Source organism: Bombilactobacillus sp. ESL1094, from assembly GCF_058107425.1.
In genome coordinates this window covers 893,965-920,151 of sequence record NZ_JBYLUM010000001.1, presented here as the reverse complement: position 1 = coordinate 920,151, position 26,187 = coordinate 893,965, and the positions used below count along the sequence as shown (strand labels likewise).

22 protein-coding genes are annotated in these 26,187 nt (G+C 38.1%); 4 read left to right on the top strand and 18 right to left on the bottom strand.

All coding sequences use genetic code 11. The features are described 5' to 3' along the window. Positions 1-60: 60 nt before the first annotated feature. Positions 61-1,503, top strand: a complete 1,443-nt coding sequence (locus tag AC3B5S_RS04560) for an APC family permease (RefSeq protein WP_489756873.1) — start codon at positions 61-63, stop codon at positions 1,501-1,503. Positions 1,504-1,635: 132 nt separating this feature from the next. Here AC3B5S_RS04560 and AC3B5S_RS04555 read toward each other — a convergent pair whose 3' ends face one another. Beyond that, positions 1,636-4,272 (bottom strand): transglycosylase domain-containing protein, encoded by a 2,637-nt coding sequence (locus AC3B5S_RS04555; RefSeq protein WP_489756874.1) that lies wholly within the window; start codon positions 4,270-4,272, stop codon positions 1,636-1,638. A gap of 12 nt (positions 4,273-4,284) precedes the next feature. Next, positions 4,285-5,550, bottom strand: coding sequence for a hypothetical protein (locus AC3B5S_RS04550; RefSeq protein ID WP_489790127.1), 1,266 nt, complete (start codon positions 5,548-5,550; stop codon positions 4,285-4,287). Between the two features lie 45 nt (positions 5,551-5,595). On the opposite strand from AC3B5S_RS04550, the gene AC3B5S_RS04545 reads away from it, so the two are divergent. Beyond that, the gene (locus AC3B5S_RS04545; RefSeq protein WP_489756876.1) at positions 5,596-6,516 is read left to right on the top strand and encodes a hypothetical protein; all 921 of its coding nucleotides are present in this window, start codon (positions 5,596-5,598) and stop codon (positions 6,514-6,516) included. 112 nt (positions 6,517-6,628) lie between these two features. On the opposite strand, the gene AC3B5S_RS04540 is transcribed toward AC3B5S_RS04545, so the two are convergent. The 16 genes from AC3B5S_RS04540 to dnaA all read right to left on the bottom strand — a co-directional run bounded on the left by AC3B5S_RS04540 (position 6,629) and on the right by dnaA (position 24,712). Next, positions 6,629-7,912 carry an adenylosuccinate synthase gene (locus AC3B5S_RS04540; protein ID WP_489790126.1) on the bottom strand — a complete coding sequence of 428 codons (1,284 nt, stop codon included), beginning with the start codon at positions 7,910-7,912 and terminating at the stop codon, positions 6,629-6,631. A 69-nt stretch (positions 7,913-7,981) separates the two neighbouring features. Next, complete coding sequence (locus AC3B5S_RS04535; protein WP_489790125.1) at positions 7,982-9,130, bottom strand: hypothetical protein; 1,149 nt, start codon at positions 9,128-9,130, stop codon at positions 7,982-7,984. 3 nt (positions 9,131-9,133) lie between these two features. Then, entirely contained in the window at positions 9,134-10,510 is a 1,377-nt protein-coding gene (gene dnaB, locus AC3B5S_RS04530; protein ID WP_489769362.1) for a replicative DNA helicase, read from the bottom strand. Positions 10,511-10,688: 178 nt separating this feature from the next. Then, a complete protein-coding gene (locus tag AC3B5S_RS04525; RefSeq protein ID WP_489757696.1) occupies positions 10,689-11,417 on the bottom strand; it encodes an LrgB family protein in 729 nt (242 codons plus the stop codon). Then, positions 11,417-11,854 (bottom strand): CidA/LrgA family protein, encoded by a 438-nt coding sequence (locus AC3B5S_RS04520; protein WP_489790124.1) that lies wholly within the window; start codon positions 11,852-11,854, stop codon positions 11,417-11,419. The genes AC3B5S_RS04525 and AC3B5S_RS04520 overlap by 1 nt, the downstream gene beginning before the upstream one ends. Before the next feature lie 316 nt (positions 11,855-12,170). Next, a complete protein-coding gene (gene rplI, locus AC3B5S_RS04515) occupies positions 12,171-12,623 on the bottom strand; it encodes a 50S ribosomal protein L9 (RefSeq protein ID WP_489756881.1) in 453 nt (150 codons plus the stop codon). Between the two features lie 13 nt (positions 12,624-12,636). Then, positions 12,637-14,670 (bottom strand): DHH family phosphoesterase, encoded by a 2,034-nt coding sequence (locus AC3B5S_RS04510; RefSeq protein ID WP_489756882.1) that lies wholly within the window; start codon positions 14,668-14,670, stop codon positions 12,637-12,639. 99 nt (positions 14,671-14,769) lie between these two features. Next, on the bottom strand, positions 14,770-15,006 hold the full coding sequence (gene rpsR, locus AC3B5S_RS04505; protein ID WP_489754979.1) for a 30S ribosomal protein S18: 237 nt from the start codon (positions 15,004-15,006) through the stop codon (positions 14,770-14,772). Positions 15,007-15,037: 31 nt separating this feature from the next. After that, positions 15,038-15,550: a single-stranded DNA-binding protein gene (ssb, locus tag AC3B5S_RS04500; RefSeq protein ID WP_489756883.1), complete on the bottom strand. Its 513-nt coding sequence runs from the start codon at positions 15,548-15,550 to the stop codon at positions 15,038-15,040. Between the two features lie 33 nt (positions 15,551-15,583). Further along, complete coding sequence (rpsF, locus tag AC3B5S_RS04495) at positions 15,584-15,880, bottom strand: 30S ribosomal protein S6 (protein WP_489756884.1); 297 nt, start codon at positions 15,878-15,880, stop codon at positions 15,584-15,586. 184 nt (positions 15,881-16,064) lie between these two features. Further along, positions 16,065-18,536 (bottom strand): DNA gyrase subunit A, encoded by a 2,472-nt coding sequence (gene gyrA / locus AC3B5S_RS04490; protein WP_489756885.1) that lies wholly within the window; start codon positions 18,534-18,536, stop codon positions 16,065-16,067. Between the two features lie 19 nt (positions 18,537-18,555). Further along, entirely contained in the window at positions 18,556-20,508 is a 1,953-nt protein-coding gene (gene gyrB / locus AC3B5S_RS04485; RefSeq protein WP_489756886.1) for a DNA topoisomerase (ATP-hydrolyzing) subunit B, read from the bottom strand. Next, positions 20,505-21,611, bottom strand: a complete 1,107-nt coding sequence (gene recF, locus AC3B5S_RS04480) for a DNA replication/repair protein RecF (protein WP_489769358.1) — start codon at positions 21,609-21,611, stop codon at positions 20,505-20,507. The genes gyrB and recF overlap by 4 nt, the downstream gene beginning before the upstream one ends. After that, positions 21,611-21,817: a S4 domain-containing protein YaaA gene (gene yaaA / locus AC3B5S_RS04475; protein WP_489756888.1), complete on the bottom strand. Its 207-nt coding sequence runs from the start codon at positions 21,815-21,817 to the stop codon at positions 21,611-21,613. Before yaaA ends, recF begins: the two co-directional genes overlap by 1 nt. A 231-nt stretch (positions 21,818-22,048) precedes the next feature. Further along, positions 22,049-23,191, bottom strand: a complete 1,143-nt coding sequence (gene dnaN / locus AC3B5S_RS04470; RefSeq protein WP_489790123.1) for a DNA polymerase III subunit beta — start codon at positions 23,189-23,191, stop codon at positions 22,049-22,051. Between the two features lie 165 nt (positions 23,192-23,356). Next, entirely contained in the window at positions 23,357-24,712 is a 1,356-nt protein-coding gene (gene dnaA / locus AC3B5S_RS04465; RefSeq protein WP_489790413.1) for a chromosomal replication initiator protein DnaA, read from the bottom strand. A 475-nt stretch (positions 24,713-25,187) separates the two neighbouring features. Between dnaA and rpmH the strand changes: the two genes are divergently transcribed. Continuing rightward, complete coding sequence (rpmH, locus tag AC3B5S_RS04460) at positions 25,188-25,328, top strand: 50S ribosomal protein L34 (RefSeq protein WP_249512191.1); 141 nt, start codon at positions 25,188-25,190, stop codon at positions 25,326-25,328. A 389-nt stretch (positions 25,329-25,717) separates the two neighbouring features. Beyond that, complete coding sequence (gene rnpA, locus AC3B5S_RS04455; RefSeq protein ID WP_489774641.1) at positions 25,718-26,056, top strand: ribonuclease P protein component; 339 nt, start codon at positions 25,718-25,720, stop codon at positions 26,054-26,056. Positions 26,057-26,187 lie beyond the last annotated feature (131 nt).

Genomic DNA, 26,187 nt, shown 5'->3' with positions numbered 1-26,187 from the left:
TATTTTCTTAAAAATTCGTTACACTATGAACCATATTACTATAATTAGGAGGTCTTAACCATGGAACAAACCAAAAAAATCCGTTGGTATAACGTTGCCTTCATTGCCTTTACGTCCGTTTGGGGCTTAGGCAATGTGTTTAACAACTACGCTAACCAAGGCTTAGTTGTTATTACTTCATGGATTTTAATCATGTTGTTGTTTTTCATTCCCTACACCTTAATGGTCGGTCAATTAGGCTCGACATTTGAGAATTCCGGCGGAGGGGTCGCCTCATGGATTAAACAATTATCTGGTAGTCGGCTCGCCTATTTAGCAGCTTGGACTTATTGGGTAGTCCAAATTCCTTATTTGGCGCAAAAACCGCAAATGATTATCGTGGGCTTAAGTTGGCTGTTTCAGGGCAACGGTAATTTTGTAAATACCGTGCCAGCACTGCCGTTACAAATTATTTGTTTAGTCATCTTTTTGGGCTTTTTATGGTTGACCGCCCGCGGGTTTACTACTTTAAAAAATCTCGGTAGTTTTGCCGGTATTATTGCTTTCATTATGTCGATGCTCTTTATCATCTTAGGCCTAGCCGCTCCTTTCATGACACACTTAACGATTCAAACACCGCATATGAACCAATTGCATACTTACTTACCGAAATTTGATTTTAATTATTTTACTACTATTTCGATGTTAGTTTTTGCAGTCGGAGGTAGTGAAAAAATCGCCCCCTATGTCAAACAAACACATAACCCCAGTCATGAATTTCCTATCGGCATGATCTGCTTGGCCGTTATGGTCAGCGTTTCCGCTATTTTAGGATCATTTGCTTTAGGGATGATTTTTGATTCGAATCATATTCCTAACGACTTGATGGCTAACGGTGCTTATTATGCCTTTCAGATTCTGGGCAAATATTTCCATGTTGGTAACTTATTCGTTTGGATGTATGCCATCACTAATGTCTTAGGTTCCGCCACCGCTACTGTCATTTCGATTGACGCACCGTTACGCATGTTATTAGAAGATAGTGATCCTCAGTATATTCCGCGGAAGCTTCTCAAAAAAAATAAAAACAATATTTTTATTAATGGTTATTATTTAACCGGTATTTTAGTCACCATTTTAATTATTTTACCTGCTTTCGGCATTGGTGGCATGAATGATTTATACAAGTGGCTATTAAACTTAAATTCTGTCATTAATCCATTCCGGTATTTATGGGTTTTTGTCGCTTTTATGGCGTTAAGCAAACAACTCAAGCACCACCAAGCAGATTACATGTTTGTTAGAAAACCACTAACTGGCTTTATTTTGGGCTTATGGTGTTTCTTATTTACAGCTTTTGCCTGCATCTTAGGCATGGTTCCCAAATTAAATTACAGCAGTAATCCGCACGCTTGGTGGTTCCAAATTAGTCTCAATGTGATTACGCCTGTCGTTTTGATTGCGTTAGGCTTTATTCTACCAATGATTGCCCGGCGCCAAAAAAGCGAACTAACTAACAACTAAATTTTAAATTACACTACTAAAAAAGTTTGGGTTTCAACAAATGACCCAAACTTTTTTGATGCAGCCAAAATAACAAGAGATAATTGTACTCAATTGATCCAACTACTGTTGCTTCCTAATAACTGTGCCCCATTAATTAACATCAATCACTGGATCTGGGACATTGCCACCATAACTGCGAATTTGATTAATTAAGTCAATTAATTTTTGCTTTTGAGCTTCTTTATCAGCAGCATTATTTTGATAAGCCGCCTTCACACGACTTAATTGCTCCTCATATTGCGGTCTTAATTTATCAATCATCGCCTGCTTTTTAGTGGCCCGTTGAGTTTCAATTTGATTCTTTTGAGCTTCAAATTTGGCTAAGCGACCATTTTCTTTCTTAGCTTCTAATTGCGCTTGCGTCAAATTTAATTCTCGCTGCAATTGCATAATTTGTTGATTGAAGTTTGCTTTAGCTGACATGCGTTTAACATTCTCATTTTGATAACGGACTTTTTGTAATTTAGTCAATTGGTGACCGTACTGACTTAATTTATCAAAGGGAACCTGCTGGTAACGTTCAATGGCTTGCTGCACCTTACGTTCCCGTTGCAGTTCCTGCTTTTTAGTTAAATGATAGATTAATCGGTAGTCTAAATCCGTTAGACGTTTTTTATTTGCATTAATTTCGGCACTATTAAAGGCCAAGTAACTATCATGGATTACTTGTTCAATACTTTTACCCGTTGCTTCACGCCGCACATAAAGATTATCGCCGTCACGCCGAATGGTATTTGGCATGACAAAATCTTTTTTAGGTTCTTTCAACGCTTTAACTAAATAATCACCTTCAGTTTTAAAAGTCTTAATCGACAACTCCTCTTGCTCGGCCGTTAATGGTTGTTGGTGATCAAAGCCCGTCCAATTAGCAATGGTAAAATATGGTGTCATACCAACAAAATAACTATCTAAATTTTTATCCGTCGTTCCGGTTTTACCAGCGACATAAGGATAATCACTTAAAGCAGCATCCTTGCCCAAACCATTGTTGACCACACTTTGCATCGCATTCAGCATCATATAACTGGCATCTGCCGAATAAACATTGACCGGTACGTGGGGATTTTCATATAAAATTCGTGAATTATTTGTATCATAAATACTGCGGACATTACTGGGGGCAATAAAATTACCTTGTCGAGCAAACGAACTATATGCCGAAGCCATTTCAGTAGTCGTTACTCCCTTCGTAAAGCCTCCCACCGCAATAATAGCATTTTGATCAGCAGGATATAAACCTTGAAATTGCATTTTACCCAAATCTTGATAGAAGCTTTGTTGCTTATCACCTAAGGCCAACTTAAAGGCCACCGTATTAATCGAATCTGCTAAGGCCGTTCTTAAAGTGACTGCGCCGCGATAGCCACTGTACCAGTTGCTCACATTTCCGACAGGTCCATCAACCACTTTGGATTGTGGCGCATAACCGCGCTCAAACGCTGGCGCATAAGCAATTAAAGGCTTAGCCGTGGACCCCGGCTGCCGATAGGCATCACTCGCCCGATTCAATTGATCACCATCTGTCGTTCGGCCACCAACAATCGCTAATACATCGCCAGTCCGATTATCAACGATGGTACTAGCCACTTGCGGCTCTAATTTGCCATCTTGATCACGCTGTTGGTAAGCAGCATACTGCTGTTGCACCAATTGTACGATCTGTTGTTGCAAGTTTTGATCAATGGTTGTTTTGACCACATAACCACCATTTAATAATTCACCATAGTACTTATCATAAGCTTGCGCATACTCATTTTTATAAGTGTTTTTTGCTTGATCATTGTTAAACAAATACTGCATTTGAAAACCGTGAATCGTCATTAATTGTTGTACGGCAGATTTCACCGCATAATTCAAGGCGTAATTTTGCGAAATATCATTATCATACTTAAAGTTATGAATTTTTAAATGTAACGATTGTTTACTAGCATGTTGATAGGTTTTCTTCGAAATCATTTTTTGTTGATACCAGCTATACAAGACCGTATTCCGCCGATTAATTGCTCGTTGCGGATGCAATATCGGATCATACAACACTTGATTGTTGGGAATTCCAATTAATAATGCAGCTTGCCCCCACGTTAATTGTTGCTGGGACTTGGAAAAATAATATTGAGCCGCACTACCAATCCCATAACAGCCATGGCCTAAATAAACATCATTCAAATAAAATTCCAAAATTTGCTGCTTGGAAAACTTCTGTTCTAAGGCTTGCGCTACTACCATTTCTTTAATTTTGCGGTCAAAGCTCTGCGTTTGGTCTTTCAAAATCACATTTTTGACCAACTGTTGGGTCAAAGTGGAGCCCCCTTGAACTTGTCTTCTCAAGACTAAGGAAACTACCCCCCGCAGCATTCCCGTTAAATCAACCCCGTGATGTTGGTAAAAGCGACGGTCTTCAACAGCGACTACGCCTTTTTTTAACTTAGGATTAATTAATTGATGCTGAACATACGTTGATTGACTATGCGTTAAAGTTTTCATCACCTTATTATGCCGATCTTTGATCACCGTCGGCTGCTTCGGATAAAAAGTTTTAGTGGTAATATCGTCACTAATCAAGTAGCCGGCAGTCACATCTTTTTGTAATTCTTGCCAATACTGATGTCCAACTTTACTGCCGACAATTAAGAGTAGCACCAAAACGAGTAATATTAGATATTTAATTGCTTTTCTAATTGGATGTGCGCAAACTTTTTGCCACCAACGCTTACCTAAATTTTTCATACTTTCTCCTAATTACCGCACATATAAAACCGTTCCGGGCGTTACAATTGCCATTAATCGCGTTAAATCACTAGTACTTAAAGTTAAAGTATTATGGAGATTAATCAGCGAACTAGCAATAAACCCAATTTGATTTTGATTTTCAATTAGCATCGAATTCTTCAACGCCACATTATTCTTCAACCAAAAAATAGTTTCGGCTTGATTAAAATCACTAATATCATTATCTTGGTCGGCAAAACTCGTGGCATCTGCTAAATAATCGCCAAACGAGCTACTACTCAAATCGGTAACCACGCCCGCATTAATTCCGGGATCAGAAATCAAATTTTTAACAGTATAAGTTCCCGTAGGTAAACCATTATTCGTAGCCATTAAGCTGGCCATTTTCGGTAAATATTTAGTACCGTTACGTTGTAATAACGTCAAGGTTTGATCCGCATTAGAATAAAATAAGACATTAGTAGCACTCACATCATCTTGTTGTAAACTATGACTAAACTGATCTAACTGTTTGGCATTATCAATAATAGTCACATTGGCTGGTTGATAATTCTGTGTTAGCGGGGCATTTTTCAAAGCTTTAAGTTCCGCTTGCTGCTGTTTAACTTGTGCCTGAGTTTGATTTTGTTGGGCCACTTTAAATTCCTTTAAAGCTTTAGCAACTTTCGGGCGCCAATATTTTTTCAGGGCTCGATTTTTGATGAGTTTATAATAAGTATTAATCGTCGAAGCTTTCGTCATGGTTAACTGCTTGGGACTAATAGTCTTCGCTAAATTTTTATTTAGATAAGTTTTAGCATCTTGGGTTTGGTCATACCAAATTCTAATGGTATCAATTCGATTTTTTTCTCTTTGATAAATAGTTTGATTTTTTTCCTTTAACAAATTTCGGTCTGTTCGATTTAAGCGTGACGTTGTTACTTGATTAGCGTAATAAGATCCGTCATAATAACGTGCAATTTGTTGCTGATTATCTACTCGCAAAGTTAATAACTGCTGCACTCGCGTCAGTTTTTGCCGCGTGGTCGGATGTAAGGTCAAATGCCCCAATGGACTGTTAGCTAAATTGGTCGTAAAATTTAACCGACGCGTATTAACCCGCGTAACTAAAGCCGACTGTTGGCGATCTTGATATTGTGAATCAATAAAATGCTGGGTACTAACATTAAAGTAGCCATTGCCCAATTCCAACAGAAAGCCTACTACGCCAATGATCACCATCGCCCAGCTAGTCAATTCTAAATTATGCAATAATGATTGTTTATTAATTTTCATAAAAACTAATCTTTCTTAAATTAAGATAATTAATGAGGTGCTCTTGTGAAAAGAAATATGAAAAAAAAAGGTTGTTTAGTTACCCTAATTTTAATGATAGTTATACTAATTCCTACTTATTATAACCGGAAATTAATCATTAATGCCACCAGTAACTGGTTGTCTAGTCAAACTATTCCTTTTCAACTTGTCGTTAATCCTAAAACTATCAATCACAGTCAGCATCCTACCAGTCTAACGCTCGACGAAGTCAACGATCAAGACTATCAACACCAACTCAAAAATGCTAATCATATTGTAAAACTTTTTAATCGTAAACAACAATCTTGTGGCTTCTTATCTAAACAGCAAAACCGCCAATTACGCCAGTGGGTTACACAAAAGCCGCACCGCTATTTATATAGTGTGACGCCACTGGTCCTCGGTCAAAACCGGCACGGTCATTATGTAACAGTCAGTGTCAATCGCTACGATGATACTCACCAGATTCATAGTTACCGTTACCGCGTTTATTATCACCAGCAAAAGCCACAACAAGCTCGTTTTTTAGGTAATTTTAGTAGTAATAAACCACCCAAATTTATCACTTGGACAACTCGCGTCGGTATTTCTGGTATTTCTAAGGTTCCAAATTTTATTGATAAAATTAATTCCACCATGTTAAATTCTGGCGTAGCCGCCAAACCAACCACAACTGTGAAACAGTATCAGCAGTTAGCTCAAAATATCGGATTAAGTCAAACTAGTGCTCCTGGCTTAAAAAATTATATTAATCGTGGCGGTGCTGATCAAAAAAATAGTGCCATTACCGCTTATGAATTTAGTGATGTTCCACGTGAAACAAGATTTTATATTACGCAATACAACAATCACCAGCACTACCATTACACCTTGATTTTTAATCGTAATACTAACGCCTTTACTCAGTTTCTCAATGGTATCCAATCAGCAGCTCAAAAAAATTAGAATTACTGGCTGTTTCACATGAAACAATTATTCAAATTAAAAAAAGTCTTTCCTTGATTAATCAGCAGATTAACCAGGAAAGACTTATTTAATTCCAGTCATTAAATAATCATTACCAAATGTTTTTTAAAACAATCGTTTCATTCCGTTTAGGGCCGACAGAAACACTAATTAGCTGTAACCCTGTTAGTTCTTGCACCCGCTTTAAATAATTCTTAGCAGCCAACGGCCATTTATCTAAATCCATTTGCCCTCGTAAATTTTGGGACCATCCGGGCAATTCTTCATAGACTGGCTGGCACTGCGCAATTTGCTGTAAACTGGCTGGATATTCATCAATTGTTGAACCATCAGGCAAACGATATCCGACACAAATTTTAACAGTTTTTAAACCGCTTAAAACGTCAATACAATTTAAGGCTAAGTCCGTGACTCCCGCAACTCGTTTTGCATGCCGTAACACCACCGTATCTAACCAACCAATTCGGCGGGGCCGCTGTGTCACCACTCCATATTCATGCCCAGCCTCGCGGATAAAGTTTCCTGTTTGATCCGTCAACTCTGTTGGAAACGGGCCGTCGCCCACACGCGAAGTATAGGCTTTAGCAACTCCAACCACATGCTGAATCTTAGTGGGACCTACACCAATTCCCGCAGTATAACCACCCACAGGATTTGAAGAAGTGACATATGGATAAGTACCATGGTCAATGTCGAGCATGATGCCCTGCGCACCTTCAAATAAGACATTAGTTCCTTGCTCAATTTGTTCATTTAACATTTTTGAAGTATCAATCACATACGGTTTTAATTGTTGTCCGTAATCATAATATGAAGCAAAAATATCATCAAAAGACAAAGCTTGCCCTTGATAAACTTGAGTAAATTCTTTATTTTTCAAATCTAAGTTTTGGCGTAACTTGGCAGCAAAAGTATCTTTTTCTAATAAATCAATCATCCGAATGCCAATCCGAGCAGCTTTATCCATATAAGCTGGACCAATTCCACGATTAGTGGTGCCAATTTTGTTGGCACCTTTACTCTTTTCCTGTAATTCATCCATGCGGATGTGATACGGTAAAATAATTTGGGCCCGATTAGAAATATAAAAATGTTCAAAGCTGACATGTTGCTGCTTGAGTCGGGCAATTTCTTCAACCAAGGATTTGGGATTAATCACGACTCCGTTACCAATCATTGTCACTTTATCAGGATACAAAATACCGGAGGGCACTAAGCGCATTTTATAAGCAGTTTGCTCAACTTCCACCGTATGCCCAGCATTATCACCACCTTGATACCGTGCAATCACTTGACTATCGTGACTAAGAAAATCAGTAATTTTACCTTTTCCTTCGTCGCCCCATTGCATTCCAACTACTACAACACCTGTCATAAATGTCATCCCTTTTTACTAAATTCGGTCCAGTAATATTCTATCAATTACGAACATTAATAGCAACAATCAATCTATTAATTCGTCTTTAGTAAAAAATGTATTTAAATATTCCCAAGTTAAGACCGATAATTGTTGATAAGGCAAACTTTGGCTAGACGTTCTAGTATCCGGTAAATCTTCAAAAACTGCTAAAGTTAACGTTTGCTTATCTAGTGCCTGACAATAAGCTAATTGATCTAACATTTGATCGCGTTGGCGAAAACGGACCATATTTTGCTGTTGCACTAACCTTTGCAGGGCACTTTCCACAAAATCAGCTCCAAATTGCCATTGATCATCTAAAACAGGTTGCACTAAAGTCTTGTGCTGGCGCTGATAATTAAAATATAGAATCAGCATTTGTAAATAATCGCAATTTGGAGAAACAAAATCTATATCCTGCAGGTTAATTAAAGCGTAGCCGCCAAAACAGCCCAAATGATCTAATAATTTCATGACCAAAAATTGCTGATCTAGTTGCATAATTTGTCCAGCAAAAAATACATCCGCACTTTTGGAACAGTACAACAAAATTAATTGTTGCTGTTGCTGGTAGCGTTGTAAGATTGGTCTTAGTTCCGGATTATTTTTCACCAAAACCGAAGGTGTGTGTTGTAAATGCTGTGTTTGAAACATCGTACTGGCTAATTGTAACTGGGCACCGACAAATTCCAAAGCAACAACGCGCTCTAAATCAACGGTTAAATTTTGCCCAATCTTAGCAAAGTTAAAGGAATCTAGTAATTGCAAGTGCAATTGTTGTTGCCGAAAGTCCTGTAACTTCACTTGCAAATAACGATTAGAACCTGCCAAAATTACCAAAATAGCTTGTTGCTGATGCTGCAAAAAGTCCAATAATTGCTGAATCAAATCATTTGCAGCAAACTGCGGCACTGCCAGTTCTTTTGCCCAGTGTATCTTATTAGTAGCCGTTAAATCAATCCGCCGTTTCAGCCGCTTTAAATCCAATCCTTCCGTGGTTATAGACGCAATGCCACTAATCTTTAATAAGACATAACCATCAAGTAAGCCATAATCATTATAGGTATGCACAATGACCCACTTATGATCTAACGCGGTGACAAAACCAGTATAAATGTCACCCGTTTGGCGAATAAACAGATCGACAATTTGCTGATTTTGTTGTGCTTGTTGCAGTTGTTGTACTTTACTCATGAATTAACCTTCTGTCAGTGGTGAAATTGCAGCAAACTTATTATATGATTTCACAAATAATAACTTCACTGTACCACGCGGACCGGAGCGATTTTTGCCAATGATCACTTCCACTTCACCAGCGTTAGTATCATCACTAGCTTCGCTACCTTCCTCGTCATCAGCACCATCGTTATAATAATCATCACGATACAGGAAGGCGACCACATCCGCATCTTGTTCAATGGAACCAGATTCACGAATATCTGATAAAACCGGTCGCTTATCTTGTCGTTGCTCTACCCCCCGTGATAGTTGTGATAAAGCAATAACTGGTACATGTAATTCTTTCGCTAGTTTTTTTAATTGTCGTGAAATCGTCGAAACTTCTTGCTGCCGATTCTCTTGACCAGTTCCTTCAATTAGCTGTAAATAATCAATAATAATTAAACCAATATTTCCCGTCTCTTTAACCAAGCGGCGACACTTAGCTCGAATTTCTGCCATCTTAATTCCTGGAGTATCGTCAATATAAATATCGGTTTTGGACAAAATACCCATGGCCACAATTAAATTTTGCCATTCGTCATCGTTCAAAGTTCCGGTGCGCAAATGATTTGCATCAATGCTCCCTTGAGCACATAATAATCGGCTAGCTAATTGGTCAGCTCCCATTTCCAAACTAAAAATGGCCACCGTTTGCTGACTATGAACTGCCACATTTTCCGCGACGTTGAGTGCAAAAGCCGTTTTGCCGACGCCAGGACGGGCAGCCAAAATAGTTAATTCATCAGCATGTAAACCAGCAGTCATACTATCTAATTCACTGTATCCGGTAGCTAACCCCGTCACTTGTGAATCTTCTTGGGCTAACTGGTCAATATTTTCAATCGTATCATTTAAAACATCGGCTAATTTTTTAAAGCCGTTATTATTTTGGTTTTCGCCGACTTCCATAATAGCTCGCTCGGCATTGTCCAAGACGTTGGCCACATCAGTATCTTGCTCATCAAAACTTTGGGCTACAATATCAGTTGCAGTATTAATCAACTGTCGTAATACGGCTTTATCAGCCACAATTTTGGCATAATAAACAATATTGGCGGCGGTGGGGACGGTTGTTGCCAAATCCCCTAAATAATTAACGCCGCCAATATCTGCTAACTGATTTTTAGCTTCAAGTTGATTTTTAACAGTCACGACATCAATTGCCTGGTCTGCTTCATTTAATTCCAACATGACAGCAAAAATTAACTGATGCGCATGATAATAGAAAGACTCAGTCGTCAAATATTCAGCCGCATCAACAATTTTTTCTGGACGTAATAGAATCGATCCTAGAACTGATTGTTCAGCCTCTTTATTATTAGGTGGAATTCTCTGCATTGTTGTATCGTTCATGAATTAACCTCATATCTAGTTACAATTTTACCACGGATAATATAGGGATAATATATGTTTTAAAATATTCAAAATAACATTAAATACCATCGAAAGTAAACAAAAAACCTTTCCTAGTTACCAACGTTTAAATTAACTAACTAGAAAAGGTTTTATCATTTAAATTATAAACTAGTGTTTACAGATGCATCATTTGTGCAAACAGTGGCACTGCAATATTATCAACAATACCAATGATAACAACCGAAACAGCGGCCATCGCACCTTGAACAGAACCTAATTTCAAGGCAAAAGCAGAACCAACGGTATGTCCAGCAGTACCCATACCTAAACCAGCACCGATGGGGTCGCTTTCCAATCTGAACCACTTAACTAACCATTTACCTAAAGCATAAATGATAACGGCGTTCAGGATACATGCCATCGCAGTAACAGCAGTGTTGCCACCAATAGCTGTTGACAATGGTAAAGCAATCGCAGTCGTAGCTGATTGACTCATCATGGAAGCTGTGCCGACCCGACTGAGTCCCAAGAGTTTGGAAATTCCCAAAATAACAAATAAGGAAATAAAGGTACCAATTAACAAACTCAATAAAATAACTAGCCAATTCTTCTTAAACACATCATTACGTTTATAAAGCGGAATTGCAAAAGCAATTGTGGCAGGTGTTAAGAACCAGAAGATTAGATCCCCACCAGGCTTATAGAATTTCGTATAAGCTGCTGCAGTCGTCATTCCCATGCCTTTTCCTAACAAGAAAATTAGAAAAATTCCCAAAACCATCGCTACAAACAACGGTTGAAATAAGAAAAAGCCATGAGTCAAATTAAATAAGTATTGCCCAATTTCAAAAACTCCCAATGAAAGTAAGATACCAAATAAGGGATTCGATAATAACTCTGCCATCATTTGTTCTCTCCTCCTACTTGTTCTTGTGTATCTGTATCAGTATGTTTGATCTTTTTACTGATCCATAATAACAATCTTGTTGTATAAGCCGTTACTACCAACAAAACGATTGTTGATAAAATAATGACGATAACTAATTGGACACCTTCATTTGCCATAATGTTCAAATTAGCAGCTAGGGAAATTCCGGATGGTACAAACAAAAAGGCAATTAAACCAATCATGGCATTTCCAAAGGAATCAACCCACTCTAATTTGATAATATGACAAGTCAATAATAAATATAACAAAATCAAGCCAATAACCGGCGTCGGTACAGGGAATGATTTTGGCATCATATTAGAAATCCACTGTGATACAAACAAAATTGCTGCATAAATTAACATTTGAATCAATAATGGTGCAGCTTTTGGCTTCTTATCTTCTGGTTTCATTTTCACATCACCTATTCTTAAAATTTATCGCACTTATTGTCTAAGAGACATAAACAATAAATTGGTTCAATCATCACTTTCTTTCTCCCAAAATCGATAAAATTTTAGTTTAATAAAAACTAAAAACTATCTACATATGGTTTATAACGTTTTCACGAATTTGTCAAGTATTTCACAAGATAATTGCTTCACAATCTGCAAGCCCTTACATCTTTGAGCTATTAAAAAAACTAGAATTCACAAGAACCTAGTTTCTTTATAATTTTTCTCAAAAAATTCTGCAACTAATACTGTAATTTACATTACAACAATAGTATTACTTTTCACTGACATGCACCCGTATGGAGGCTTCAATCCCTGGATACAATTTCACTGGTACATTCATATAACCTAAAACTTTAATCGGCTCGGCCAATTCGATTTTGCGCTTATCAATTTCAATTTGGTACTGTTGTTTTAAAGCTTGCGCAATTTGTTTACTGGGAATTGAACCAAATAACCGACCATCACTGCCAGCTTTCGATTGTAGTTCAACCACCGTTTCATCTTTTTCTAAAACGGTCTTAATCATTTGAGCACTAGCTTGTTCTTCATCTTTTTCTCGTTGTTCGGCTTGCTTTTTACCATTCAATTCACTGATGGCCTTAGCAGTAGCGACTTGAGCTTTACCATTTTTAATTAAGAAGTTGCGCGCGTAGCCATCAGCGACTTCTTTGACTTCGCCACGCCGACCCTTACCGCGAACATCTTGTGTGAAAATTACACGCATCTTTTCATGCCTCCTAGTTATTGTCTGCTTGCTTAGGTTTATCTTCTACTTTTTGTTGGATAATTGCAATCAATTCTTTCTTAGCTTGAGCAATTGTGTAATCAGCTAATTGCGTTGCCGCATTGGATAAATGACCGCCACCACCCATTTCTTCCATAATAACTTGCACATTAAAGTCACCTAAGCTCCGCGCTGAAATTGCTACCTTGGCATCGGACCTTTTAGTAATCACAAATGAAGCATCAATTTTTGATAAGGTCAATAAAGTATCGGCTGCCTGTGCCGCAATCACGGAATCATAAACTTGATCTTCTTCACCCGTGCAAATGGCAATTTGCGGCGTCACCATTTGTACGGTATCAATTAAATGGTTCCTTTGGATATAGGATGACACATTTTCTTTCAGCAAATTTTGCATTTTCGTGCTGTCAGCCCCTACTGAGCGTAAATAACTGGCCGCATCAAACGTCCGTGTTCCTGAACGTAAAGAAAAGGAATGTGTATCGACAAAAATGCCAGCTAGCATGGCCGTCGCTTCTAGTTTAGATAAAGACTGTTGACTTTGTGGTTGGTATTCAATCATTTCAGTTACCAATTCACTAGCCGAGGAAGCATAAGGCTCAATGTAGGCCAGTAATGGATTAGCAGGAAATTCTTCACCACGCCGATGATGATCAATCACTACCGTTTGATCGGCTAACTTCGCCGCCAATTCTGGGCTAGCGGAACGTGATGGTTTGGATAAGTCGACCATAATCAACATACTTTGCGCATTAGCCTGATCTAACGCCTGTTGTGGCGTAATTAAATCATTTGATAAATGCTGGTCTTGCTCAATCCATTGCAATAAACGTGCAACATCTGTGTGCGCTCCGTTAGCATCAATCACAATTTTACAAGTTTTATTATTCATTTGTGCAATTCGATGAATGCCTAAACAGGCACCTAAAGAATCCATATCAGGTTGTTGGTGCCCCATCACATAAATAACATCAACTTGGTTAAATAACTCTCTTAAGGCTTGGCTAATCATCCGTGCCCGGACACGCGTCCTTTTTTCCATCGGATTGGTGTTGCCGCCATAAAAGCGTGCTGGTTCGTCCGCCTCACGTACAACTGCTTGATCGCCACCTCGACCCAAGGCCAAATCAATATTTTTTTGCGCATCTAACGCTAGTTGGGCCAAGTTATCTTTACCATAGGCAAAGCCAATACTTAAAGTTAACGGCACATTTTGCTGCGAAGTAGTCTTACGAATTTGATCTAAAATTGAAAAACTATTAGCTTCCAGGGCCTTTAGCGCATTCACATAGCCCACCACAATAAAACGGTCACTGGCCACGCGTTTTAAATACATTTCATTTTGATTAGCCCAATCAGTTAATTGATTAGTTAAATAACTATTCAAATCTGAGCGATCCCGATCAGCCATGGTTTGCACAAGCTCATCATAATTATCAATAAACACTTGCCCAATCGAAATTTTTTCATCTTCATACTTTTGCTTAATAGCTACATACTGCGTAACATCCAAAAAATAAATTACGCGAAAATTTGGTTGCACAAAAGTTTGAAATTGAGTTTGACCAATAGTTAATAACGTCGCAGCTTGTTGCTGCTGTTCATTTTTTTCGACCAGTTGAATTAATTCTGGATTAACTTGATTTAAACTACGTCCTAGTAAATCCTTATCAACAAAATGGCGCTGTAAATTAGGATTCACCCATTCAATCGTGCGCTGTTTGTCGTTATCATACAGTAACATCCCAATGGGAATATTAATCAAAGCTTCTTGTTTGCCCCGATTTTCACGAAATGATAAATCGTATAGATATTTATTAGTTTGCACCACAAACTTGCGTAATAAATAAGAACCAATGGCCACAATTAACGTAAAAATAATAAAGACCAATAAACCTAAAACTGGACTAATTCCAAAAATTAAACTAACTAAAATTAAAGCCAAAACCACTACGACAATTAACCCCCAACGTAGTGGTTGACTAATAGCTAATAAACTATTCTTAGCTACGCTCTTTTTTTTCATACTTACCCTCTTGTAACTAGAATTTAGCTATATTTTAACATACTGTTTACATTAAAAAAGAAGCCTACCTTGAGTAGACTTCTTTGGGATTGAAGCTTATTAATCTTCAGCAACAAATGGTAATAAGCCCATTACTCGTGCACGTTTAATCGCAATTGTTAAACGGCGTTGATTCTTGGCGCTTGTTCCCGTTACTCGACGAGGTAAAATCTTGCCTCGTTCCGAAATAAAACGTTTCAGCAAATCTGTATCTTTGTAATCAATATATTCAATATGGTTAGCGGCAATAAAGTCAACCTTCCGGCGACGACGGCCACCACGACGTTGTTGTGCCATGTTGAACGCTCCTTTCAATTATTCACAAAATTTAAAACGGTAAATCATCATCTGAAATATCAATCGACTGCGTATTATCCGCAAATGGATCTTCATCCATTGATGGAGCAGAATTATTGGCAGCTCTATTATTGGAATTATTAAAATTATTATTAGAGTTGCTTGGTCCAGGAGTCGTATTATTTTCAACCGTTTGATTTTGATTTCCATTATTGTGGTTCGCCGATTTCGGTTCTAGCAGTGCAAAATTCTCCACTACAACTTCGGTCACGTAAACACGCTGTCCTTGTTGATTCTCATAATTGCGAGTTTGAATGCGCCCATCAATACCAACTAATGAGCCCTTATGCGTAAAATTAGCAAAATTTTCCGCTGATTTACGCCAAATCACACAATTAATAAAATCAGCTTCCCGTTCACCATTTGAATTGGTGAATTGCCGATTAACAGCAACGGTAAAAGTAGCAACGGCTGTTCCTGCAGCTGTATACCGCAAATCAGGGTCACGGGTCAAACGACCAACTAATACACTACGATTAATCATACTCCTGTCTCCTTTTTGACTGTCTCCAACAGATTAATCTTCGCGCTTGATAATCATATGACGTAAGATGCTGTCATCAATTTTTGATAACCGGTCAAATTCATTGATCGCTGCTTGGTCTTGGGCATTAACATTAACGATATGGTAAGTACCTTCATTGTAACCACCAATTTCGTAAGCCAAACGCCGTTTTTGCCAATCTTTTGAATCTAATACATCAGCACCGTTATCTTTGAGAACCTTATCAAAGCGTTCAATCAAGGCCTTCTTATCTTCTTCAGAAATATCCGGTTTGATGATATAAGTGATTTCATAATGTGTTTGAGCCATTATTTTACCTCCTTATGGACTAATGGAGAATAAATAGATTATTCTCAAGGAGTATTAACTATCTTAAAGTGTAATACTCACAGAATAGTATTCTACCATCATTTACCAAAAAATACTACCAAAAAAGTTTTTAACGTTCCAAGCGCCTTGCACTTTTAGATTACGTTAAAAACTTTAAGAATTTTTAGTTTTCTGAATCTGGCTGAGTTTCGGTGACTTCCGGTTCGGGATCTACCTTCGTCATTGTCGAAACCTTGGCGCCATCATCCAATTTAATTAACCGCACACCTAAAGTGGCCCGGCCGGTTTGCGAAACATTATTAACTGCAAACCGAATCATGACGCCTTGATTGGTTACCACCATCATGTCTTCAGTTCCAGCAACGGTCGTAATTCCTGCTAGCGGACCATTTTTAGCCGTCACATTCGAAGTCTTAATTCCTTTGCCACCGCGCCCTTTGATTGGATATTCTGTGGCCGGTGTTTTTTTACCATAACCATTTTCCGAGATGACCAATACATCACTTTGCTCAGCTAAAATGGCTGAACCAACGACGTAATCTTCTTCTCGTAAGCGAATACCCCGTACGCCTGCGGCCGTGCGACCCATAATCCGCACTGCATTCTCTTCAAAAGCAACAGCATAGCCTAAATGCGTGCCAATCAAAATATTATTCTGACCATTGGTTAGCATTACATTATCTAACGAGTCATTGTCTTTTAAAGTAATGGCTCGCAAACCATTTTTGCGAATATTTTGAAATTCATCTAAGGCTGTACGTTTCACGGTTCCTTGTTTAGTGACAAAGAATAAATAATGATCCGCACTAGAAGCATCCTTCTTTAAATGAACCACCGTCTGAATTTGTTCACCGTTATCAATTCCTAGTAAATTAATAATCGGAATTCCTTTAGCACTACGCCCATATTCAGGAATTTCATAAGCTTTCGAACGATAAATCTTGCCGGCATCAGTGAAGAAGAGCAAGACATCATGCGTCGACGTATAAATTAATTGTTCAATGAAATCATCATCATTGACGCCCATCCCTTTAATGCCGCGACCACCACGATTTTGTACTTTAAATTCGTCGGCGGGCAACCGCTTGATGTAACCACTATGAGTCAAAACAATTAAGACATTTTCTTCTTCAATTAAATCTTCATCTTCAATACTTAATACTTCGCCGACTAATAATTCCGTGCGGCGGGCATCACCATATTTACTTTGAATTTCCAGTAATTCTTGATAAATTATTTCGTCAATCCGCTCAGGTTTCGCTAAAATATCTTGATAATCAGCAATTTTGGTCATCAAATCTTGATACTCATTTTCAATTTTGTCTCGTTCTAAGCCAGTCAAACGAACCAAACGCATATCTAAAATTGCCTGAGCTTGTTTATCAGACAAAGAAAATTGGGTAATCAAAGTGCTTTTCGCAATTTCCGCCGTTTTAGAACTGCGGATCACTTCAATCACCGCATCAATATGATCTAACGCAATGCGTAAACCATCTAAAATATGCGCGCGATTTTGCGCTTTCTTGAGTTCAAATTGGGTACGCCGACGAATAACTTGTTCTTGATGTTTTAAATAATATTGCAAAATTTCTTTTAACGATAAGACTTGCGGCGCACCTTTAACGATGGCAACCATATTAAAACCAAATGAAGTTTGTAAAGCAGTCATCTTATATAAATTGTTTAAAACAACGTTAGCACTCATGTCGCGACGAATATCAATCGTCACCCGCATACCTGTGCGATCTGATTCATCGATCAAGTTAGTAATTCCCTCAATCCGGTGATCCCGTGCCAATTCAGCTATCCGTTCAATTAACTTAGCTTTATTAACCATGTAGGGTAATTCAGTGATAATTAATCGTTCCCGACCATTTTTTAGCGTTTCAATTTCTACTTTGGCCCGTAAAACAATATTTCCACGGCCCGTTTCATAGGCATGCCGAATCCCCGACTTACCCATTACCACACCGCCAGTAGGAAAATCGGGTCCCGGAATGGCCTGCATCAACTCAGCAGTAGTCACATCCGGATTTTTCATCAACATGTGAATACCATTAATAACCTCAGTCAGATTGTGGGGCGGAATATTGGTTGTCATCCCGACAGCAATCCCCGTCGCACCATTGACTAATAAGTTCGGAAAGCGTGCTGGCAAAACCACCGGTTCGCGTTCAGTTCCATCATAATTTTCCTGAAAATCAATGGTGTCTTTATTAATGTCACGCAACATTTCGGTCGCAATTTTACTCATTTTTGCTTCGGTGTACCGCATTGCGGCCGCAGAATCGCCATCGACGGAACCAAAGTTACCATGTCCGTCCACTAACAAATAACGATAACTAAATTTTTGCGCCATCCGCACCATCGACTCATAAATCGCGGAATCACCATGGGGATGATACTTTCCCATCACATCCCCCACAATCCGGGCGGATTTTTTATAAGGCTTGTCCGGCGTAACACCTAATTCATTCATTCCATATAGAATTCGCCGGTGAACGGGTTTCAAGCCATCACGGACATCAGGCAACGCCCGGGCCACAATGACACTCATTGCGTAGTCTAAAAACGAACTCCGCATTGTTTTGGATAGGTCAACCGTTTGAATACGGCGATCATCAGTTTCTGCCATGCACTATCAGCTCCCTCAATTAAAAATCTAACTCTGCATATTGCGCATTTTGTTCAATAAATTCTCGCCGCGGTTCGACTTTATTACCCATCAACATTGAAAAAACTCGATCGGCATCAGCTGCATCAGAACTAGCCACTCGATCCAAGCGCCGATTTTCGGGATTCATCGTCGTCTCCCAGAGTTGATCAGCATCCATTTCGCCTAGACCTTTATACCGTTGAATGACGGGCTTAGGACTCGGCTGTAAAGTTACCATAAAATCTTTTAATTCTTCATCCGAATCAATATAACGCGACATTTTACCTTGGCGGACTTGATATAGCGGTGGCTTAGCAATATAGACATAGCCAGCTTCCAAAATTGGACGCATATAACGATACAACAGCGTCAACAATAAGGTCCGAATATGGGCACCATCAACATCGGCATCCGTCATGATAATTAATTTATGATAGCGCGCTTTGGTAACGTCAAAATCATTACCAAAACCCGTGCCCATTGCTGTAAACAAAGTGCGAATTTCATCATTCGCTAAAATCCGATCCATTGAAGCTTTTTCGACATTTAAAATTTTACCGCGAATCGGCAAAATAGCTTGCGTTAAGCGTGAGCGCCCCTCTTTAGCAGAACCGCCGGCGGAATCTCCCTCAACAATAAATAATTCAGAAATTTCTGGATCTTTACTAGTATTGTCTGCTAATTTACCGGGCAGATTACTAATTTCCAAACCGGATTTTTTCCGCGTTACTTCACGTGCCCGTTTGGCTGCTACTCGAGCTCTGGAAGCCAACATTCCTTTATCAATAATTTGCCGCGCTTGAGCAGGATGTTCCAACAAAAACTTATTAAAATGATCAGCAAAAGTCCGATCGGTAACTGTGCGGGCATCAGAATTGCCCAATTTGGTTTTAGTTTGGCCTTCAAATTGTGGATCTGGATGTTTAATACTGACCACGGCTGTCATACCTTCGCGCACATCATCACCGGACAATTTTTCGTTGTCTTTGAGTAAATTATTTCGGTGACCATAATCATTAATCACCCGGGTTAAAGCAGCTTTAAACCCAGCTTCGTGTGTGCCGCCTTCATAAGTATGGATATTGTTAGCGAAGGTCATTAAATTCGAATGATAATCATCCGTATATTGTAAAGCAACCTCCACAGTAATCCCGTCTTGAACGCCTTCGACATAAATTGGTTCTTCAAAAATGACATCTTTATTTTCGTTCAAATACTCAACGTAACTCTTAATGCCACCTTCATAGTGGAATTCGAGCTTTTCCGCCGTGTCTTGCCGTTTATCCGTAAACGTAATTTTCAAACCTTTATTCAAAAAGGCTAATTCGCGAATCCGGGTCACTAAGGTGTGATCATCATAAACCGTCGTTTCGGTAAAAATGTCGGGATCGGGTGCAAAATGCACTTTAGTACCATGTGGGCGATCATCAGTTATGGACCCCAAAACTTTCATTGGCGTTTTCACTTTGCCCCGTTCAAAGTCCATGTAATAGCGTTGGCCATTGCGGTGCACTTCAACATCTAAATGCGTACTTAATGCATTGACTACTGAAGCGCCAACCCCGTGCAAACCACCCGAGACTTTATAACCGCCACCGCCAAATTTACCACCAGCGTGTAACACATTAAAGACCGTTTCCAAAGCGGGTTTACCCGTTTTTTGTTGAATGTCTACCGGAATCCCCCGACCATCATCAATGACCGTGATACTGTTATCCGGTTCTACTTCCACATTAATTTCGGTGGCAAAACCAGCTAACGCTTCATCAATGCCGTTATCAATAATTTCCCAAACTAAATGATGCAATCCTTGCACACTCGTTGAGCCAATGTACATCCCCGGCCGTTTTCTAACAGCTTCTAAGCCGGATAAAACTTGGATTTGACTGGCATCATATTCCTTGGCTCTTTGCGCCAAGCTCTCCTGCTTGTTTGAATCTTTATCACTCATACTATCCCTCCAGCTTTTATTTGAAAGATTTTCGGATGATCAATTTTAGTTAAATCAACCCCATCTAAACTTGTGGTTGTAATAAAAGTTTGAATGCGATCTTGAATTACCTTTAATAATTGGGTCTGCCGCACTTGGTCTAATTCTGACAAAACATCATCCAATAACAAGATTGGATATTCGCCAACCTGTTGGTTAAACAATTCAATTTCTGCTAACTTCAGACTTAAGACCGCGCTCCGCTGTTGTCCTTGTGACCCAAACTTCTGCAAATCCTTATCATTAATCAAAAATTGAAAATCATCATGATGGGGCCCCGTAGTGGTTGAACCTAACCAAATATCATGATCTTGGTTTTTTTGCAATTGGTGCAATAGTTCTTGATAAACTTGTTCGACCGTCGTAATTTGTTGAATTCCTGCCGGCAAATATTTCAGTTGCAAATTTTCTTGTTGTTGCGTGATTTGTTGATGAATCGGTAACAAAAATTGCTGAATTTGCTCAAAAAATTGCTGGCGCTCATAAATTAGTTCTGCACCAAAACCTGCTAATTGATCAGAAAGAACTTCTAAGTATACTTGATCATGCGCTTTTTTCGAACGTAATTGCTTTAAATAAAGGTTCCGCTGCTTTAAAACTTGCCGATATTTCGAACTGTTACTTAAATACGGAGCATTAATTTGACCAATTTCCATATTTAAAAAATGCCGCCTTTTTCCGGGAGCACCTTTGACTAAGGTTAAATCTTCTGGCGCAAATAAAATAATATTTAATTGACCAACATATTGGGACAATTTCTTTTGCTCTAAATGATTTAAACTCGCCTTTTTACCAGCAGCACTTAAAATTAAATCTAAAGTTAAACGACCACTATTTTTTTGCACCACCGCATGTAACTTACTAAAGTCACAACCCCAACGAATCAATTCCTGATTATTATTCGTTCGATGTGAGCGCACCAAAGCTAACACCGAGATAGCTTCCAATAAATTGGTCTTGCCCTGAGCATTTTGGCCAATAAAGATATTTAAATTTTGACCAAAGGACAAAGCTAATTGCTGATAATTGCGAAAATTTTTCAGAACTAATTGTTGTAATTGCATTAGTTAATGGTTAACTGAGCTCCATTTGGTAATTGGAGTTGATCACCAGCATAGAGCTTTTTCCCCCGCCGATTTTCTGGTTCACCATTTAAGAAAATTGTGTTTTCCTGTAAGTACCATTTAGCTTGACCGCCGGTGGCGATGACGCCTGCTTCTTTTAAAGCTTGCGTTAATGTCATGTAATCACCATTTAATTTGATGTTCATTGCTGCACTCACATCCTTATAATTAGATAAACTTATCTAAGCTAATTATAACGCTTTTTGGTTTAACTAGCAATTTAAAGCCGTTTTAGCTCATTGATCTCATTTAGACTAAAAAGACTAAAAACCATTTAAATTAAAATTTACGCAAAAATTTAGCTTCAAGGCAAAATAAAATGTCCGGCAACCGTAAACGATTGTTCGGACATTCTACTTAAAAGTTAATTTTAAATTTTAGTTAAAAGTTCTTACCGGAGTGATTAGTTGAATAAAGCCTTGATCATCTGCTAAAGGTTTCAGCGTAAAGGGATGCAGTGCTACGGTTAATTCAACTTTAATTTTTGTATCACCGAAAGCTTGTAAGGCTTCTTTTAAATAATCCGGATTAAACGAAATGTCTAAATCTTGACCCGTAACTTGATCAAATTGCACTTCTTCTTCAACGGTTCCGACTTCAGGAGAATTACCATAGATAATAACTTTTGGTTCGGCAGCATTAATCGCCAAGCGTACGACATTATTACGACTAGCATGTGATAACAGTGAAGCCCGTTCAATTGAAGCTAACAGTGATTTGGCTTCAATTTCAATCTGGGTCGTCGATGATTCGGGAATTAAACGATCAGTGCGCGGATAATTGCCCTCTAAGAGCCGTGAATAAAATAAAGTATTTTCAAATTCGAATAAAACTTGGTTTTCAGAAATTGCTAAATTGATATCACCGGCATTATCCCCAATTGAATGTTCTAATTCTTTTAAGCTACGCGCGGGCAAGACTAAATCATAATCGTTGGCGTTTGGATTTTGAATTTTGATAATCCGTTGCGCGAGACGATGGCTGTCAGTGGCTACGGCTAATAATTGGTCTTGGTTAACTGTCAAATGTAAACCTGTCAAAATTGGACGATTTTCTTCTTTAGAAGCAGAAAAGACGGTTTCGTCAATTACTTGTTTTAATAGGTCGGCTGGAATTTTTAATTGATCGGAATTAGCAACTTCTGGTAGATGTGGATAATTATTGGCATCTAAGCCATTAATCTTAAATTCAGAATTACCTGAAGTAATTGCTACTTGTAAATGATCTAAAACTTCTAGACTGAAATGGTCATTAGGTAATTTTTTGATAATGTCGCTAAAAAAGCGCGCTGGTAGAACAATAGAACCTGTTGATTCAATTGTTAGTTCATTATCAGCATTTTGTTGATCAATAAAAGTTTGCACAGAAATGTCCACATCGCTGCCGGTAACCGTTAAACCTTCATCTTTTAGATCTAATTTAATTCCTGTGAGAATTGGAATTGTTGTTTTAGTTGAGATAGCTCGTTGAACATTTGTGATTTGGCGGTTGAATTGATTACGATTGATTGAAAATTTCATGGTAGTCTCCTTAATAATTAATAAAAAAATAGTAGTAATAGTAGTAGGAGCTGTTGAAACTGTGCGTTTCAGCTAAAAGGCTAACAGCTACTTAACTTTTGACTGTTAATAAATTGCGCAAAACTCTTGTGGAAAAACTTGAGTTTGGCTTTTTTTATCCACATGTTAATTTTTTAGGCTAGCTTTGAGATTGGTCAAATCATGTTGGATATTGAGATCGGATTCTAACAATTTGGCGATTTTGTCACAAGAATGAATAACGGTGGTGTGATCTTTACCGCCAAATTCTTGACCAATTTTAGGTAAAGAACTATCAGTTAGTTCCCGAGCTAAATACATAGCCACTTGGCGGGGAACGACAATAGCTTTATTACGGCGCTTGCCTTTGAGATCTTCCACAGAAACTTTGTAGTATTTAGCAACTTGATCTTGAATATTGCTGATGGTTAAGCCGACTTGATGTTTGGAATCTTTGAGATCTTTGAGTGCTTCGGCGGCTAAACTAATGTCAATATCCGCATTGTTAATTGTTGAATAAGCTTGGACACGGACGAGCGCGCCCTCTAATTCCCGGACGTTACTGTCAATTTGACTAGCGATATAGGATAACGCATCATCCGGAATTTCTAAGTTTTCGGCGATGGCTTTTTTGCGTAGAATTGCCGTCCGAGTTTCTAGATCAGGTGCAGTAATATCCACTGATAACCCCCATTTAAAACGCGAAACTAACCGTTCTTGTAATTTTGGAATTTCATTTGGTAACCGATCAGAGGTTAGGACAATTTGTTTTTTAGTATTATAAAGTGTATTAAATGTATGGAAAAATTCCTCTTGGGTACCTTCTTTATCCGCAAAGAATTGAATGTCGTCGACTAAAAGTAAGTCAACTGTGCGGTACTCATTGCGAAATTGTTCTTGGGTCCGATTTTGAATGGAATTAATAAAATCATTGGCAAATGATTCACTGGAAATATATTTAACATTGGCACTGGGATCACGCTCTAGTAATTGATGTCCAATCGCTTGCATCAAATGAGTTTTTCCCAAACCGACACCACCGTAAATAAATAACGGATTATACATAGTACCAGGTTCTTCAGAGACCACTAAAGCGGCAGCGTGGGCCATTTGATTACCCCCACCAGTCACGAAAGAATCAAAAGTATATTTACTATTTAAATGAGCGGCTTGAATAGGTGACTGTGCAGTCTTAGTAGTAACAGTTTGCGGTTGGGTAATTGTTTGTTCTAATTGTTGTTTTTTGAGCTCAGATTCTAATAAAATGACGGGGACAATTTCTTGATTACTGTACTCATAAGCTGTTTCAACTACTTTAGTACTAATATTTCGTTCCCAATATTCTTTGTGCAATGATGATGGAACGGAAATATAAATTTTTTGGTTTTCTAATTTTAAGGGTTTGGCGCTTTCGATCCAAGTTTGATAACTAACCGGTGCAAAATCTTGTTTAAATTTCTTTTGCAAAAATTCCCAAAAAGAATCCAACTCACCATTTGTTATTTCGGGCACATTACTCCTCCAACTAAAATGTAATAGATAATTAACTGCATTATTTTAGCATTTTTTAAAAAAGTTTTCCACAAGTGGATATTAAAAACTAACTTTTAAACTGGTCAACAATAAATCATCCAGAAAATTGTGGAAAACAATTAAGAAAATAAAATATTTGAAGTTTTCCACAGCGAGAAAAGCAAACAGATTTGCTATTTCAAAAGAAAATTAATTTAATGTTAACAGCTGTGGAAAAACTGTTAACAAAGCAGTTAATTGTTAATTTACTGCGGATTTACTTGTGGAAAAAGTTTGAGGATTAGAAACTGTTTTAATTTATACACAACTTTTTAAACAAGTAATTAGAATGAGAACGTCCTTCGCTTAAGAAAAATAATTTTATTTGGGCGACAAATGTGGTAAACTACTATGGTATTATCATTAGAATAATAAACGATGAGATTAGTTATGGAGGTGTTTAAACATGACTACAAAAAGAACTTATCAACCTAAGAAACGTCATCGTCAACGTGTTCATGGTTTTATGAAACGGATGAGTACTAGTAACGGTCGTAAGGTTTTAGCACGTCGTCGTCAAAAAGGTAGAAAAGTATTATCCGCCTAAGCCACTGAAGATTCAGTGGTTTTTTTATACAGGACGCCAGTTAAGACAACCTAGGAAGGTATTATTCTTAGGATGAATTAACGTCTCAGGCGTCCTTTTTTATGCTAAAATTATTTTTGTGAAATGAGGTGTAACGGCCGTGGATCAAGGTCTTAAATTACAGATTTATCCTCACCAAAAGCCAAGACAACTTTTGCTTGACCAGAATCTACAATTGTCAAAAATGGTTAACTACTGTGGTCGTTGCACCAAGTCAAAATTGTAAACAGACTGCGATCACGATTAAACTGTTACGAAAATTTAAGAAAAATTAGGCCGGTTAAGTCTGTTTCTAACGGCTTGGTACTTGGTGCCGAAGGAATTTACTTTTCACTAGATGAGGTTAAAAAATGCGTAAAAGTTATCGAATTAAAAAGGAAAAAGAATTTCAAGCAGTTTTTGATCAACATAATTCCGTGGCGAATCGGGCGTTTGTGTTGTATCAAATTGAAAAACCCAACCAACCGCATTTTCGCGTAGGCTTATCGGTTAGTAAAAAGATTGCCCATACTGCTGTGTTACGAAATCAGATGAAACGTTATTTACGGCAATCTTTATTGGAGTTAAAGTCCCAACTGCCAGCAGAAGTAGATTTTTTAATTATTGCTCGCAAGCCGGCTACTAAATTAAATATGGCTGAAACTAAAAAAAATCTGATACATCTTCTAAAATTAGGTAAAATGTTATAGGAAGACTAATAACGTGGACGAGACAAAAATAATTGTTAATTAATTAATAGCTATCTAAAATCTTTGTGTGACGATTTGCTACGTTACTAAAAAGCACAGTGATTTGGTGACACTATTTGTCTCAACTACTG

Bases quoted from the DNA above. Each gene is read 5' to 3' on its own strand.
- AC3B5S_RS04525 (WP_489757696.1), bottom strand. From the start codon at position 11,417: ATGGCAGAGTTATTATCGAATCCCTTATTTGGTATCTTACTTTCATTG.
- dnaN (WP_489790123.1), bottom strand. From the start codon at position 23,191: ATGAAATTTTCAATCAATCGTAATCAATTCAACCGCCAAATCACAAAT.
- AC3B5S_RS04535 (WP_489790125.1), bottom strand. From the start codon at position 9,130: ATGAGTAAAGTACAACAACTGCAACAAGCACAACAAAATCAGCAAATT.
- ssb (WP_489756883.1), bottom strand. From the start codon at position 15,550: ATGATTAATCGTAGTGTATTAGTTGGTCGTTTGACCCGTGACCCTGAT.
- AC3B5S_RS04520 (WP_489790124.1), bottom strand. From the start codon at position 11,854: ATGAAACCAGAAGATAAGAAGCCAAAAGCTGCACCATTATTGATTCAA.
- dnaB (WP_489769362.1), bottom strand. From the start codon at position 10,510: ATGAACGATACAACAATGCAGAGAATTCCACCTAATAATAAAGAGGCT.
- rpsR (WP_489754979.1), bottom strand. From the start codon at position 15,006: ATGGCACAACAACGTCGTGGTGGCCGTCGTCGCCGGAAGGTTGACTTT.
- rplI (WP_489756881.1), bottom strand. From the start codon at position 12,623: ATGCGTGTAATTTTCACACAAGATGTTCGCGGTAAGGGTCGGCGTGGC.
- gyrA (WP_489756885.1), bottom strand. From the start codon at position 18,536: ATGGCAGAAACTGATGATCGCCGTATTCAAACGGTTGACCTATCCAAA.
- recF (WP_489769358.1), bottom strand. From the start codon at position 21,611: ATGCAATTACAACAATTAGTTCTGAAAAATTTTCGCAATTATCAGCAA.
- AC3B5S_RS04550 (WP_489790127.1), bottom strand. From the start codon at position 5,550: ATGAAAATTAATAAACAATCATTATTGCATAATTTAGAATTGACTAGC.
- yaaA (WP_489756888.1), bottom strand. From the start codon at position 21,817: ATGAACATCAAATTAAATGGTGATTACATGACATTAACGCAAGCTTTA.
- AC3B5S_RS04560 (WP_489756873.1), top strand. From the start codon at position 61: ATGGAACAAACCAAAAAAATCCGTTGGTATAACGTTGCCTTCATTGCC.
- rpsF (WP_489756884.1), bottom strand. From the start codon at position 15,880: ATGGCTCAAACACATTATGAAATCACTTATATCATCAAACCGGATATT.
- AC3B5S_RS04510 (WP_489756882.1), bottom strand. From the start codon at position 14,670: ATGAAAAAAAAGAGCGTAGCTAAGAATAGTTTATTAGCTATTAGTCAA.
- rnpA (WP_489774641.1), top strand. From the start codon at position 25,718: ATGCGTAAAAGTTATCGAATTAAAAAGGAAAAAGAATTTCAAGCAGTT.
- AC3B5S_RS04540 (WP_489790126.1), bottom strand. From the start codon at position 7,912: ATGACAGGTGTTGTAGTAGTTGGAATGCAATGGGGCGACGAAGGAAAA.
- rpmH (WP_249512191.1), top strand. From the start codon at position 25,188: ATGACTACAAAAAGAACTTATCAACCTAAGAAACGTCATCGTCAACGT.
- AC3B5S_RS04555 (WP_489756874.1), bottom strand. From the start codon at position 4,272: ATGAAAAATTTAGGTAAGCGTTGGTGGCAAAAAGTTTGCGCACATCCA.
- gyrB (WP_489756886.1), bottom strand. From the start codon at position 20,508: ATGAGTGATAAAGATTCAAACAAGCAGGAGAGCTTGGCGCAAAGAGCC.